The organism is Streptomyces sp. NPDC088762, from assembly GCF_044750905.1.
Lineage (GTDB): Bacteria > Actinomycetota > Actinomycetes > Streptomycetales > Streptomycetaceae > Streptomyces.
Map to the genome: position 1 here is coordinate 196,360 of NZ_JBIVKT010000002.1, position 13,740 is coordinate 210,099.

The following is a 13,740-nucleotide window of genomic DNA, read 5'->3' on the forward strand; positions in this document are numbered from 1 at the left end:
CTCACCCGCTCACCCGCTGAACGGGCCGCGGCCCAGCTGCTCCCGTACCGGCACGACCTCCGGGTTGACCAGGGCGCGGCGCTGCCAGTTCGCGCCGTCCACCACCAGGGTGTGGCCGGTGACGAACCGGGCGTAGGGGGAGGCCAGGAAGGTCGCCGCCCAGCCCAGCTCGCGCGGAGCACCGACCCGCAGGGCGGGCTGGCGCGCGTCGAGGGCGTCCGGCGCGGCGCGGTCCAGGCCGGTGCGGATGTCCCCGGTCATATCGGCGTGCGGGAACAGTCCCGGGACCAGGCCGTTGATCTGGATGCCGTACGGGCCCCACTCGACGGCGAGCGTCTCCACCAGGTTCTTCACCCCGGCCTTGGCGGCCGCGCTGTGGGCGAAGCCCGGTCCGCCGGTCCAGGCGTACGAGGCGCCGATGTTCACGATCGAACCGGGTGTGCCCGCCGCGAGGTGGCGGCGGCCGAACTCGCGCGTCATGAACCAGGTGCCGGTCAGGGTGATGTCGACCACCGCCCGCCAGGCGTTGGGGGAGAGGTCCTCGGCGGGCGAGGGGAAGTTGGCGGCCGCGTTGTTGACCAGCACGTCCGGCAGGCCGAGCGCCGCCTGCGCCGCGTCGAAGACCTCCGCGACCCGCTCGGGGTCCCGGATGTCGCAGACGGCCGCCGTCACCCGGCCCGCGCCGGGAACGGCCGCCAGCTCCTCGCGCGCCGCATGGAGCTGCTCGGCGCGCCGGCCGGCGATCACCAGATCGGCGCCGAGCCGGGCGAACTCGGCGGCGATGGCCTTGCCCAGCCCGGTGCCGCCGCCGGTCACGAGCACCACCTGCCCCGCGTACGTACCGGGTGGCAGGGCGGCGGAGCCGAGCGGCGGCGGCGCGGGCAGGCCGCGCGGGATCTCGTCCTTCATGGGGGCATCGATAGCGCGCGGACGCCGAGATCACCATGCCCCCGACGGGGTCAACTCTGCGGCGTGTACGCCTGCTTGCTCGCACACGTCCAGATCACGGCGCTGCTCGCCCGGGTCTCCCGGTCGACGACGGTGCCGCCGACCCGGTCGTCGTCGGTGGCGGCGAAGGCGCGGGTGAGCGGAACCTCGCCCGGGGCGGCCGCCGGGAAGGGCAGGGCCTTCAGGGCTCCCGTGCCGGACCAGTAGACGGCCTGGAAGTAGCTGGGCCAGCTCTCCTCGAAGGTGGTGGCGGTGCCGACGGCCACGTTCGTGGTCGGGCTGCTGCCCGACAGCTCCAGGTCGTGGTAGCCGTTCAGCCGGCCCGGGTCGGTGGGCAGGGCGTCGTACGGCTTCTTCCAGACCGCCGGCGTCAGCTTCGGGTCGTTGCGGTAGTGGTAGTCCTCCAGGCCGACCACCCGGCCCCGGTCGTCGATGTCCCGGCCGATCGTCGCGAACGAGCGGTGGTAGCCGTTCCACACCTCCAGGCTGTAGGGCGGGTAGCCGCCCCCCGCGGGCCAGACCACCGGGAAGGTCTTGGTGACCTCGATGTCGTTGTCGGCGTCGAAGTACGAGCCGCTGACCGTGCCGACGATGTCGCCGCGCTTGTTGATGCCGTTCAGCGCGACGACCTTGCTGCCGGGGATCGCGTCGGCCGGGACCGGCAGTTCGCGCACGACCGCGCCGCCCTCCCACTCCTTGGCGACGCCGTCGTCCACGGCGACGACCCGGCCTGCCGCGTTGATGTCGACGGGCACCTCGTACCGCCCGGCGGCGGGTGCGGTGAGCGCCGCGGAGGTCGCGGCCCCCATCTGGTGGGTGAAGGCGACCGCGGCGCGGTCCGAGGTGCGCGTGGCGCTGCCCACCATCAGGCCGGTGGCGCTGACGGCCTTGATCTCGCCCTCGTCGAAGCCGGCGGGCAGCGGGACGGCGTGGACGGTGTGCTCGGCGCCGGTCCAGTAGGCGGGCCGGCCGCCGCTCGCGCCGACCGCGAGTCCCCCGCCGCCGAAGCCGGTCACGGTGCCCCCGCTCAGCCCGGGCAGGGCGGGCAGCCGCGCGACGGCCGGGCTGCAGGCCGTGGCGTCGGCCGCCGAGGCCGGCCCCGCGGCGGTGATCAGCCCCGCCAGGACGGCGGCGGCCGCGGCGGCGGACGTGGTGCCTCTCATACGGCTTCTGTTCATCGGACGGTCCCCCCGTTGATCCTGTCATATGCCCTGTGGCACCTGCCCGTTGATGCTAAGCCCGCGGCCCCGGAAGGGCCGCTTCCCTTCCCGCGCGTCCCGGTGGTTCACAGAAGGGCAAGCGACCGCTTAGTATGCCCGCGGAGCGCGGTTCCCCGACGGCGGCTGGAGGCCCCGGATGCAGGCATGGCGAGTACATACCCCCGGCGAACCCCGTGAGGCCATGCGCCTCGAAGAGGTTCCCGAACCCGTCCCCGGCGAGGGCGAGGTGAGGCTCAGGGTGCTCGCCGCCAACGTCAACTTCCCCGACGCGCTGCTCGTCCGCGGCCAGTACCAGATCCGCCCGCCGCTCCCCTTCACCCCCGGCGTCGAGATCTGCGCCGAGAACGAGGACGGTAGCCGCGTCATCGCCAACCCGAGCCTCCCGCACGGCGGCTTCGCCGAATACGTCACCGCGCCCGCCCGCGCCCTGCTGCCCGCCCCGGACAGCCTCGACGACGCCGAGGCGGCCGCCCTGCACATCGGCTACCAGACCGGCTGGTTCGGCCTGCACCGCCGCGCCCGCATCCAGGCGGGCGAGACCCTCCTCGTGCACGCCGCCGCCGGCGGGGTCGGCAGCGCGGCCGTCCAGCTCGGCAAGGCCGCCGGGGCCACGGTCATCGGCGTCGTCGGCGGCAAGGCCAAGGCGCGCACCGCCGAAGAACTCGGCTGCGACCTGGTCATCGACCGCACCGCCGAGGACATCGCCTCGCGCGTCAAGGAGTTCACCGCCGGGCGCGGAGCCGACGTGGTCTACGACCCGGTCGGCGGGGACTCCTACACCGCCTCCGCCAAATGCGTGGCCTTCGAGGGCCGGATCGTCGTCGTCGGCTTCGCGAGCGGCACCATCCCCACCCCCGCGCTCAACCACGCGCTGGTGAAGAACTACTCCGTCCTCGGCCTGCACTGGGGCCTGTACGCCACCAAGGAGCCCGCCGCGATCCTCGCCTGCCACGCCGAGCTCACCCGGCTCGCCGCCGAAGGGGCCGTGAAACCGCTGGTCAGCGAACGCGTCCCGCTCGCGGCGGCCGCCGACGCCGTCCAGCGCCTCGCCGACGGGGCCACCACCGGCCGCCTGGTCGTCGTACCGGCCCTGGACGGAGGTGCCTCGCGATGACGGTCACCGCCGAGGACCTGGTCGCCCGCACCCGGGACCTGCTCGCCGCGCACCCGCCCGCGGCCACCCCCCGCACCGACTTCCTGCGGGCCCGCTTCGACGCCGGCCTGGCCTGGGTCCACTACCCCGTGGGCCTGGGCGGACTCGCCGCCCCCCGCACCCTCCAGGCCGTCGTCGACGCCGAACTGGAGGCAGCCGGAGCCCCCGACAACGACCCCCGCCGCATCGGCATCGGGCTGGGCATGGCCGCCCCCACCATCCTCGCCTACGGCACCGACGAGCAGAAGCGGCGCTTCCTGCGCCCCCTGTGGGTCGGCGAGGAGGTCTGGTGCCAGCTCTTCAGCGAGCCCGGCGCCGGCTCCGACCTCGCCGCACTCGGCACCCGCGCCGTCCTCGACGAGGACACCCGCGAATGGGTGGTCGACGGCCAGAAGGTGTGGACCTCCAGTGCGCACACCGCCCGCTGGGCCATCCTCATCGCCCGCACCGACCCGGCGCTGCCCAAACACCAGGGCATCACCTACTTCCTCTGCGACATGCACGCCCCCGGCGTCGAGGTCCGGCCACTGCGCCAGATCACCGGCGAGGCCGAGTTCAACGAGGTGTTCCTCACCGGCGTCCGGATCCCCGACGCCCACCGCCTCGGTGCCATCGGCGAGGGCTGGGCCGTCGCCCGCACCACCCTGATGAACGAGCGCGTCTCCATCGGCGGCATGCGCATCCCCCGCGAGGGCGGCATGATCGCCCCGGTCGCCGCCGCCTGGCGCGAACGCCCGGAACTTCGGACCCACGCCCTCCACCAGCGCCTGCTGGAACTGTGGGTCGAGGCCGAGGTGGCCCGCCTCACCGGGGAACGGCTGCGCCAGCAGCTCGCCGCCGGGCAGCCCGGCCCCGAGGGATCCGGCATGAAGCTCACCTTCGCCCGCCTCAACCAGGAGATCAGCGGCCTGGAGGTGGAACTCCTCGGCGAAGAGGGCCTCCTGTACGAGGACTGGACCCTGCGCCGCCCCGAACTCGTCGACTTCACCGGCCGCGACGCCGGCTACCGCTACCTGCGCGCCAAGGGCAACAGCATCGAGGGCGGCACCAGCGAAATCCTCCTCAACATCGTCGCCGAACGCGTCCTGGGCCTGCCCCCCGAGCCGCGCGACGACAAGGACCTCGCCTGGAAGGACCTGGCCCGATGACGGCACCGACCGATCTGCTGTACTCCGAGACCGAGGAGGAACTGCGCTCCGCCGTACGGTCCCTCCTCGCGGACCGCTCCGACAGCGCGGGCGTCCTCGCCCGGGCCGAGACCGGCCGTCCGCACGACCCGGCCGTCTGGAACACCCTCGCCTCCGGCATCGGCGCCGCCGGACTCCTCGTACCGGAGAAGCTGGGCGGCCAGGGCGCGAGCCACCGTGAGGCGGCCGTGGTCCTGGAGGAGCTGGGCCGGGCCGTGGCGCCCGTCCCGTACCTGACGAGCGCGGTGCTCGCGACGGAGATCCTGCTCGGCTGCGACACCGCGGACAGCGCGGAGGTCGCCCCGCTGCTGCGGGAGATGGCCTCGGGCCGCCGGGTGTGCGTGCCGGCCGTGCCGCTGACCCTGGCGCCCGGCGCGCCCCTGCCCGCCGCGTTCCGGGATTCCGGGGGAGGCGTCCTGACCGGCAGGGTCACCGCCGTCGCGGACGCCGTGGCCGCCGATGTCCTGCTGGTCCTCGCCGACACCGGGCTGTACGCCGTCCCGGCCGCCTCGGCCCGGCTGACCGCGCAGGTCCCGCTGGACCTGACCCGCCCCCTGGCCGCCGTCACCCTCGACGCCGCCGCCGGCACCCTGCTCGCCGACCCCGCCACGGCCCGGGCGGCCGTCGCCGGAGCCCTGCTCTCCGGCGCCGGGCTGCTCGCCTCCGAGCAGCTCGGGATCGCCGAATGGTGCCTGACGCAGACCGTCGGGTACGTCCGGGACCGACACCAGTTCAACCGGCCCGTCGGCTCCTTCCAGGCCCTCAAGCACCGCCTCGCGCGACTCTGGCTCGACGTGGCCTCCGCCCGCGCGGCGGCCAGGGCGGCGGCCGACGCCCTCGCCGGCTCCGCCCCCGACGCTCCCCTCACGGTCGCCGTCGCCCAGGCCTACTGCTCGGGCGTCGCCGTCCGCGCCGCCGAGGAGTGCGTCCAGCTGCACGGCGGCATCGGCATGACCTGGGAACACCCGGCCCACCTCTACCTCAAGCGGGCCAAGGCCGACTCCCTGGCCCTCGGCACGGCCGGCCACCACCGGGGTCTGGTGGCCGACTTCGCCGAGCTGCCGGCGCCGTAGGCCTACCACAGGATGATGCTCGGCTTCTCGGCCGGCAGGGGCCGGATCGACGGCTCCTGCCGGTATGGAGGCAGGCTCTGCTCCGGGCCGGAGGACAGGACCGTTACGCGTTCCGCGATCTTTCCGCCGTTCGGGCCGTCGAGGAAGTGGATGGTCTTCTCCAGCAGCCCGCCCGTCCGCGGATCGATGATCAGCCGGACGCGCGTGTGGGGGGTGTCCACCTCGACGGCCGTTCCGGCACGCTCCTTGCTGTCCTTCACCGGTCCGATCAGCCGCAGTCCAGGCATGTCCGCGAGGGCCTCGTACACGGCGGCCCGCTGCCGCGGTTCCAGGGGCGCGTCCTGAAGCAGGCTCTCCAGGTCGCGCAGGTAGAACAGATCTCCGAATCCGCCGGACTCGTGGCTCCTCGTGTAGGACTGCGCCAGCAAGGCCTTCAAGGCCGCGGCGTCCGTGGGCAGCCCTTTCAACTGCTCCCAGGTGAACCCCTCGAACTGCCCCGGAACCCGCAGCCACCTCAGCGACGGGAAGTTGGTCTTGAACACCTCACCGTCGCCGTCCTGGCTGAGCAAGAGGTCGGGCCCCACCCACGAACGCTCGTCGTGGACCTGCGGACTCTCGAGGTACGGGGACGCGAATCCGACCCAGCTGCTCGTCACCTTGTGGACCTTCCAGTACGGCGCGTCCACGGCGGGCGACTTCGCCTCCGTGGCGGCGACCTGCCTCAGGAAGTCGGCGGCGCCGGCGGTGGCCGCCGGCGGCGCGCCCCGCAGGCTGCTGACCGGGTAGACGCTCACGCCCGCCGCGATGGCCGCGATCGCCGCGGCCGAGACCAGGAGCCGGCGGGTGCGCAGGCGCCGCGGCGCGGCAACGGGCGCGGGGTCTTTCCGCTCGGCGGAGGCCGCCGCCCGTACGGCCAGCAGGGCGGCCTCCACGACCGCCGGGGCCGGCCCGGGCACCTCACCCGCCCTGCGCAGCCGGTCGGCATCGGGGAAGTCCAGGAAGTCCGTCGTACGGTCCGTCATGCCAGCTCTCCCGACAGGTGAAGGGGGTTGGTGGTGCCGAGCGCGTCCCGCAGCCGGCCGCGGGCGCGGTGCAAGCGGGAACGGGCGGTGCCGGCCGGTACCCCGACCACGTCCGCCGCCTCGGTGGGGGTGAGCTGCTCCCAGGCGATGAGCAGCAGCAGATCGCGCTCCACGGCCGGCAGACCGGCCAGGGTGTCGCGCAGCCGCGGTGCCAGGGCCGCGGCGTCCAGCCGCTGGTCCACGGCCTGCCAGGGATCGCTGGTGTCGGGCGTGCGCCGGTGCCCGTCGGGCCGCTCCTGGGCGATCCGCCGCCAGTGTTCGGCGAGTACGTTCCTGGCCACGCCGAAGAGCCAGGCCCGCGCCGTGCCCCGGCCGGCGTCGAAGCCCGCCCGGCCGGTGAACGCCCGCAGCCATACCTCGGCCAGGAGGTCGTCCGCCGCGTCCGGCGCCCTCCGTACCAGATAGCCGTGCAGGACCCCCGACAGGCGCACGACCAGAGCCTCGAAAGCCTCCGGGTCCCGAGTCGATCCCGTCAACAGTTCTTCGTCGTCCGCGTCCACGCGCGTTCCCCTCCCCGGCCGCGCGTCGTCGCGGCCCTCACCCCCTACTTGTCGCGGCGCGCGCAAGCGTTCGCGCCCCCGCTCGACCGCGCCGGCGACGTCTGCGCCGGGCTGGTCTCGCTCCGGATGGCCGCGGTCTTCCACGGCCTCCGTCCGCCCCGCCCCCGGAGCGCGGCCGGCCGGTCCCTATCCTCGCCGCATGACGCCAACGATCACCCCGCTCTCCGCCACCGGGCTGCGCACCCACCGCGACGAACTGGCCGCCCTGCTGTGCGACGTGGTAGACGGCGGCTCCTCACTCGGCTTCCTCGCCGGCCTCGGCCATGAAGAGGCCGCCGCCTGGTGGGACTCCCTGCTGCCGGCCGTGGAAGAGGGCTCCCTCGCGCTCTGGGCCTCCCGGGGCCACGACGGCCGGATCGACGGCACCGTCAGCTGGTACCGGGAGACCAAGCCCAACGGCCGCCACCGCGCCGAGCTGCGCAAGCTCATGGTCCACCCGGCCGCCCGCGGCCGCGGCACCGCCCGCGCCCTGCTCGCCGAGGCCGAGAGGGCCGCCGCCCGCGCCGGGGTGGTGCTGCTCTTCCTCGACACGGAGACCGGCAGCGGCGCCGAGCACGTCTACCGCTCCGCCGGCTGGACCGAGGTGGGGACCATCCCCGACTACGCCACCGACCCGGCCGGCCGCCTGCGCCCCACCACCCTCTTCTACAAGCACCCACAAGAGTGACCTCGCCCGCCGCGCCGCGTTAGACCGTAGTCACCGGCCACCGAGCGAGGGAGACCGCATGTCCGACGCACCCGCCGCCGTACTTCCGACCCGCCGCGGGATTCTCCGTACGGCCTTCACCGCGGCCGTGTTCGCCGGCACGGCCGCTGCCCTGGCGCCCCTACTGCGCGCCCGGCGCCCCCGTCAGATCCTCGTCCCGGCCCCACTCGCCGAGGAGGAGACGTACCGCGGCCGGCACATCGCCGTCGACTCCGCCGGGGTCCGCATCGACGGCCGCCCGCTGCACGTCATGCGCCGGGCCGACGGCAGCTACCTCAGCGGGATCAACCACTTCCAGTCCTTCGGGACTCCGCTGGAACTCGCCCGCGCCGCGGTGGACGAACTGGGCACCGGCCAGCTGGCGCCGGCCTCTTCCGTCCACCACGGCTGACGGGGGGAGCACCTTGTACACCAGGCAGAACCAGAGGGACCTGACCAGCGCGCAGAAGAAGCGGTTCACGGCGGCCGTGCTGGAACTCAAGCGCAACGGCACCTACGACAGCCTCGTGCGCACCCACGACAAGTACTTCGTGCCCGACCGGGACAGCCGGCTGCGCGTCGGCCACATGTCCCCGTCCTTCTTCCCGTGGCACCGGTGCTATCTGCTGGCGTTCGAGAGGGAGCTGCGGGAGATCGACCCGAGCGTGTCCGTCCCGTACTGGGACTGGACCACCGACTCCAGCCCGGTCTCCTCCCTGTGGGCCGAGGACTTCCTCGGCGGCACCGGCCGGACCGGCGACCGCCGGGTGATGACCGGCCCGTTCGCCTACGACAAGGGGAACTGGACGGTGACGGTCGGCGTCATGGAGGCCGCCTACCTCACCCGCAACCTCGGCCGACCGCAGAACCCCATCTCCCTGCCCACCCGGGCCGAACTCCAGTGGGCCATCGACGAGCCGGTCTACGACGCCTCGCCCTGGGACTCCACCGCCGCCGGCTTCCGCAACAAGCTGGAGGGCTGGGCGGCTCCCAAGAGCGAGCGCTGGCGCAACCACAACAAGGTGCACCAGTGGATCGGCGGCCACATGACGGGCGGCACGGCCCCCAATGACCCGGCGTTCTGGCTCCACCACGCCTTCGTGGACCTGATCTGGGACCGCTGGCAGCAGAAGCACCCCCGCTCCGGCTACCTGCCCGCCGTACCGCCGGGGCCCGGGGACGCCCAGCGCGGCCGGGTCCTCGCCCTCGACGAGCCGATGCCGCCCTGGAACGTGACCCCGCGCGAGATGTTCGGCCACCAGGGCATCTACCGCTACGCATGAGACACGGGTGAGACCGCCCCGCGCGCACCGTACGGTGCGCGCAGGGCACACGGAAAGGGCCCCCACCCTGCGGTGGAGGCCCTTCCGTCACTCAGGCGATCAGTGGCCGTAGTCCCCACCCTCGGTGTGGTGGCCGCCCTCACCCGACGCGTTGACGCAGGTGTTGCCGAACGCCGGGTTCAGCAGCGCGATGATGTTGACGGTGTTGCCGCAGACGTTGACCGGGACGTGGACCGGAACCTGGACCAGGTTGCCGGACAGGACACCGGGGGAGCCGACAGCCGCACCGTGCGCTCCGGCATCGGCGACGGCCAGACCCGCACCGGCTGCCACGGCGGTACCGGTGACGGCGGTGATGGCGAATGCCTTCGCGAGACGCGACATCAAGATCTCCTCATGAGATATGGGGGCCACAGAATCTGCAGCGTTTGACATGGCGTACAACGCGGTGGCGGCCCAGGGGTCACGGCCGCTGGGCCTACCCGGTGACGACGAATGACCACGGAGACGACAGACGGGCCCACTCGGGTGATCGCGCCCCGCACCGGCCCGGCCCTGGAACGGTCACGCCTTGTCACCCGTTGGACGGCTGTGCGACGGTGCGCCCAGCACCGGATCCAGGAGGACGCATGAGCGCAACGGGCGGCAGCGGCCAGGGCGGCCGCGACCCCGACGGCAGCGGTACGAGGGACGCCGACCGCCGGCCCCGCCCGCGGGCCGCGACCGCGCACGGCCGGGTCGAGGGCCGCACGGGAGCCCACGGGACCGCCGTCTTCTGCGGCATCCCGTACGCCGCCCCGCCCGTCGGCGCCCTCCGCTTCGCGCCGCCCGCGCCCCCGGCGGCCTGGGACGGTGTGCGCGACGCCGGCGCGTACGGCCCCACCGCGCCCAAGGTCCCCTACGCCGGCCCCTACGCGAGGCTCCTGCCCGACCCGGAGATCCCCGGCGACGACTGCCTGAACGTCAATGTCTGGACCCCCGATCCGACGCCCGGAGCCGGGCTGCCGGTCATGGTGTGGATCCACGGCGGCGCGCTCACCCGCGGCTCCTCGGCCGTCCCCGTGTACGAGGGCTCCGCCTTCGCCCGCGACGGGGTCGTGCTCGTCTCCTTCAACTACCGTCTGGGGGTCCTCGGGTACGGGCTCTTCCCCGACGCCCCCGCCAACCGGGGCCTGCTGGACCAGATCGCCGCCCTGGAGTGGGTCCGGGACAACATCGAGGCCTTCGGCGGCGACCCCGCCCGGGTCACCGTCTTCGGCGAGTCCGCCGGAGCCATCAGCATCGGCGCCCTGCTCGCCGCCCCGAAGGCCGCCGGGCTCTTCGCCCGCGCGGTCCTCCAGAGCGGAGCGCCCGAGGTGCTGCCCCGGGACCGGGTGCGCACGATGGTCCGGCGGATGGCCTCCCTGCTGAAGGTGCCCGCGACGGCCGGGGCCTTCGCCGCCGTTCCCCTGCCCACCCTGCTGGCCGCCCAGGCCGCCGTGCTGCGCAGGTCCAACGCCCTGCTCGGCGGGCCCGCCTTCGGGCTGGTCGCCGATCCCGCCACGGTCCCGGCCGACCCGGTCGGTTGCGCCGCCGCCGACGTGCCCCTGCTGCTCGGGTGGACCGCCGAGGAGTACCGGCTGTGGCTGGCCCCCAGCGGCGGGATGCGGCTGCTGGACCGGCTGGGCCCGCTGGCCGTGGCACTGGCCCTGCGCCGCAGCGGCAAGGACCGCGCCGCCGTCCGGGAGCTGAGCGCCGCCCTGCCCGGCGCCGGCCCGGCGGACATCGCCGGGCAGCTGCTCACCGACCGGATGCTGCGCGATCCGCTGCGCAGGCTCGCCGGGTCTGGTCGCGCGGCGCCGAGCTTCTTGTACGAGTTCGCCTGGCCCTCCGGCGTACCGGGGCTCGGCGCCTGCCACGCGCTGGAGCTGGGCTTCGTGTTCGACACGCTCCGGGTGCCGGAGGCGTCCTGGCTGGCAGGCCCGGACGCCCCGCAGTCGCTGGCCGACGAGATGCACGCGGCCTGGGTCCGCTTCGCCGTGAAGGGGGAGCCGGGCTGGGAGCCCTGGGACGGCAGCGGCCCGCCGAAGGTGTTCGGCGGGCCGGAGCGCGAGCGCGAGGAGGTGGGGGAGGCGCCGGAGCTTACTCGACGGGTCCTTCCATGACCTTGCTGATGAACTGGATCGGTCCCTCGCCCATGTTCGGGACGTAGGTCTTGGCGTTGTGCTGGCCGCCCTTGATGATCCTGAGGTCGGTGTGGACCGGCCCCTTGTTGCCGAAGGTGGCGATGAACTTCTGCACGTCCGGCAGGGTCTTCTTGTTGTTCTCGCTGTCGCCGACCTGGAAGGCCAGGTACACGTCCGGACCCTTGCGGTCGATGAGCTGCTTGGCGAGGATCTCCGGGTTGTTCTCGGCCTTCTCCTTGTCGTGGCCCTTCCACAGGGAGGAGTCCGGGACGATGTCGGGACCGGAGGCGATCACGGCCTTGAACTTGTCCGGGTGCTTGAGGACGGCCTTGAGGCCCGCGAACCCGCCGGTGGAGGAGCCCATGAAGGCCCAGCCGTCACGGGACTTGACGGTGCGGAAGTTCGCCTTCATCAGGTCCGGGACGTCCTCGGTGAGCCAGGTGCCCATCTTGGGCTGGCCGGGGATGTCGGAGCCGTCCCAGTAGATGCCCTTGTCGTCCGGCTCCGGGTTGAGCACCGGCATGGCCAGGATGAAGGGCTTGCTCTTCCCCTCCGTGTACCACTTGGCGATGCTGGTCTGCAGGCCGAGGTCGGTGCCCATCCAGTAGTTGCTCGGGTAGCCGGCGCCGCCGGGCAGGGCGATCATGACCGGGAAGCCGCTCTTGGCGAACTTCGGGTCGTTGTACTCCTTGGGCGCCCACACCCACACCTTGCCCTTGAAGCCGGACTTCTTGCCGTCCAGCGTGGTGACGGCGACGTGCGTCCCGTCGGGCAGGGTCATCGAATTCTTGAAGTCCGCGGCCGGCCCGGTCGGCATCAGCATCTTGGAGCTCGCGGGCTGTTGGGGGGTGTCACCCTTCTTGGCACCGCCGGCCGGAGGCTTCCCGAAGGACACCGCCGCGCCCTTGTCGGTGAAGGGGGGTATCTCGTAGTAGGTCATGACTCCGGCCGCGATGCCGGCGAGCGCGAGGACGGAGACACCCGCTATGACCCAGCGCTTGACGCGTGACCTGCGCCGGGGCTCGTGCTCCGGCTCCTGGCCGTACGGATCCTGCTGCCCGTACGGGGGCTGCTGTCCGTAGGGCGGCTGGTACCCGCCCCGGGACTCGTACGGCTGCTGCTGTCCGTACGACGGCCGGCCGTACTGGTCGCCGTGGGGCTGCTGCGGCTGCTGCCCTTCCGGCCGGTACGGCTGGTACTGCTGCCCGTCGGGTGCGTACGACATGTGCGGTGGCTCTCCGGCTGCTGCTGCCCCCAGAGGGGCGGGTGGTCTGGCTGCATGATCCTTCCGTTCGAAGGATGAACGAAAGTCTGCCAGGGTTCCGAATTTTTCCTTCTCTTGGGGTGATCTGGAGAAGGCCGTTGCCCGAAGCCGGAACGGCCCGGGGAGTTCCCGTTCTGTTCGCCGACTGTCCCTGGCCCCTGCACATGCCGCTGGGTATCGTGCGTCCGCGCCGCCACCAGAACCCCCACTCCGCACCGGAGGTGCCCCATGTTTGGCATGCGCCTGCCAAGGTTCCGCCGTAAGGCCGCCCTCGCCACCGCCTTCGGCCTCACCGCCGCCGGCACCGCCCTGTGGGCGGGAACCGGCGCCGCCCAGCCCGCGCACGCGGCCGCCCTGCCCGCCCCCGACCACGTCGTCGTCGTGGTCTTCGAGAACCACGCGTACAGCCAGGTCATCGGCAGCTCCAGCGCGCCCTACATCAACTCCCTGAAGTCCGGGGGCGCCAACCTCACCCAGTCGTACGGGATCACGCACCCCAGCCAGCCCAACTACCTCCAGCTCTTCTCGGGCTCGAACCAGGGCGTCACCGGCGACAGCTGCTACACCCCCGGCTTCAGCTCCGCGCCCAACCTGGCCTCCGAGCTGATGGCCGCCGGCAAGAGCTGGGCCAGCTACAACGAAACCCTGCCCAGCCAGGGCTCCACCACCTGCAGCAGCGGGAACTACGCCCGCAAGCACAACCCCTGGTTCGCCTTCTCCAACGTGCCCACCAGCACCGCGAAGACCATGACCCAGTTCCCGGCGGACTTCACCACCCTCCCCAGGGTCTCCTTCGTCGTCCCCAACCTCTGCAACGACATGCACGACTGCTCCGTCGGCACCGGCGACACCTGGCTCAAGAACCACCTCAAGGCCTACGCGGACTGGGCGAAGACCCACAACAGCCTGCTCGTCGTCACCTTCGACGAGGACAACCGGCTCGCCGGCAACAAGATCCCGACCGTCCTCTACGGGCAGCCCGTGACCCCGGGATCCACCTCCGGCACCACCTACAACCACTACGACATGCTGCGCACCCTGGAGGGCCTGGCCGGCCTGACCACCCACGCCGGGAACGCGGCCACCGCCAAGGACATCACGGGGATCTGGGCCTCCTGAC

14 protein-coding genes are annotated in these 13,740 nt (G+C 73.0%); 8 read left to right on the forward strand and 6 right to left on the reverse strand.

The features are described 5' to 3' along the window. Positions 1-9: 9 nt before the first annotated feature. Positions 10-909 (reverse strand): SDR family oxidoreductase, encoded by a 900-nt coding sequence (locus ACIP5M_RS05635; protein ID WP_401192289.1) that lies wholly within the window; start codon positions 907-909, stop codon positions 10-12. A 50-nt stretch (positions 910-959) separates the two neighbouring features. Continuing rightward, positions 960-2,111 (reverse strand): hypothetical protein, encoded by a 1,152-nt coding sequence (locus ACIP5M_RS05640; RefSeq protein ID WP_401192292.1) that lies wholly within the window; start codon positions 2,109-2,111, stop codon positions 960-962. A gap of 193 nt (positions 2,112-2,304) precedes the next feature. Between ACIP5M_RS05640 and ACIP5M_RS05645 the strand changes: the two genes are divergently transcribed. The 3 genes from ACIP5M_RS05645 to ACIP5M_RS05655 are packed head-to-tail and all read left to right on the forward strand — an operon-like array spanning position 2,305 to position 5,581. Next, a complete protein-coding gene (locus ACIP5M_RS05645; RefSeq protein ID WP_401192295.1) occupies positions 2,305-3,282 on the forward strand; it encodes an NADPH:quinone oxidoreductase family protein in 978 nt (325 codons plus the stop codon). Continuing rightward, complete coding sequence (locus tag ACIP5M_RS05650; protein ID WP_401192298.1) at positions 3,279-4,469, forward strand: acyl-CoA dehydrogenase family protein; 1,191 nt, start codon at positions 3,279-3,281, stop codon at positions 4,467-4,469. Before ACIP5M_RS05645 ends, ACIP5M_RS05650 begins: the two co-directional genes overlap by 4 nt. Then, positions 4,466-5,581, forward strand: coding sequence for an acyl-CoA dehydrogenase family protein (locus tag ACIP5M_RS05655; protein ID WP_401192301.1), 1,116 nt, complete (start codon positions 4,466-4,468; stop codon positions 5,579-5,581). The genes ACIP5M_RS05650 and ACIP5M_RS05655 overlap by 4 nt, the downstream gene beginning before the upstream one ends. 2 nt (positions 5,582-5,583) lie before the next feature. On the opposite strand, the gene ACIP5M_RS05660 is transcribed toward ACIP5M_RS05655, so the two are convergent. Together ACIP5M_RS05660 and ACIP5M_RS05665 are read right to left on the reverse strand one after the other, a co-directional pair. Continuing rightward, positions 5,584-6,603, reverse strand: a complete 1,020-nt coding sequence (locus tag ACIP5M_RS05660; RefSeq protein WP_401192304.1) for a CU044_5270 family protein — start codon at positions 6,601-6,603, stop codon at positions 5,584-5,586. Further along, the gene (locus ACIP5M_RS05665) at positions 6,600-7,163 is read right to left on the reverse strand and encodes an RNA polymerase sigma factor (RefSeq protein WP_401192306.1); all 564 of its coding nucleotides are present in this window, start codon (positions 7,161-7,163) and stop codon (positions 6,600-6,602) included. Before ACIP5M_RS05665 ends, ACIP5M_RS05660 begins: the two co-directional genes overlap by 4 nt. Before the next feature lie 199 nt (positions 7,164-7,362). On the opposite strand from ACIP5M_RS05665, the gene ACIP5M_RS05670 reads away from it, so the two are divergent. From ACIP5M_RS05670 to ACIP5M_RS05680, 3 genes are read left to right on the forward strand one after another with little or no spacing between them, the layout of a single operon-like run. Beyond that, positions 7,363-7,890: a GNAT family N-acetyltransferase gene (locus tag ACIP5M_RS05670; RefSeq protein ID WP_401192309.1), complete on the forward strand. Its 528-nt coding sequence runs from the start codon at positions 7,363-7,365 to the stop codon at positions 7,888-7,890. 58 nt (positions 7,891-7,948) lie between these two features. After that, positions 7,949-8,320 (forward strand): tyrosinase family oxidase copper chaperone, encoded by a 372-nt coding sequence (locus tag ACIP5M_RS05675; RefSeq protein ID WP_401192312.1) that lies wholly within the window; start codon positions 7,949-7,951, stop codon positions 8,318-8,320. Positions 8,321-8,333: 13 nt separating this feature from the next. Continuing rightward, the gene (locus ACIP5M_RS05680) at positions 8,334-9,191 is read left to right on the forward strand and encodes a tyrosinase family protein (RefSeq protein ID WP_401192314.1); all 858 of its coding nucleotides are present in this window, start codon (positions 8,334-8,336) and stop codon (positions 9,189-9,191) included. Positions 9,192-9,290: 99 nt separating this feature from the next. Here the strand turns inward: ACIP5M_RS05680 and ACIP5M_RS05685 are convergent, their stop codons facing one another. Next, a complete protein-coding gene (locus ACIP5M_RS05685) occupies positions 9,291-9,575 on the reverse strand; it encodes a chaplin (protein ID WP_401192317.1) in 285 nt (94 codons plus the stop codon). 245 nt (positions 9,576-9,820) lie between these two features. Between ACIP5M_RS05685 and ACIP5M_RS05690 the strand changes: the two genes are divergently transcribed. Then, positions 9,821-11,335 (forward strand): carboxylesterase/lipase family protein, encoded by a 1,515-nt coding sequence (locus tag ACIP5M_RS05690; RefSeq protein WP_401192320.1) that lies wholly within the window; start codon positions 9,821-9,823, stop codon positions 11,333-11,335. Here ACIP5M_RS05690 and ACIP5M_RS05695 read toward each other — a convergent pair. Beyond that, complete coding sequence (locus ACIP5M_RS05695; protein ID WP_401192323.1) at positions 11,313-12,581, reverse strand: alpha/beta hydrolase-fold protein; 1,269 nt, start codon at positions 12,579-12,581, stop codon at positions 11,313-11,315. The genes ACIP5M_RS05690 and ACIP5M_RS05695 overlap by 23 nt on opposite strands. 267 nt (positions 12,582-12,848) lie before the next feature. On the opposite strand from ACIP5M_RS05695, the gene ACIP5M_RS05700 reads away from it, so the two are divergent. Beyond that, a complete protein-coding gene (locus ACIP5M_RS05700; protein ID WP_401192326.1) occupies positions 12,849-13,739 on the forward strand; it encodes an alkaline phosphatase family protein in 891 nt (296 codons plus the stop codon). Position 13,740 lies beyond the last annotated feature (1 nt).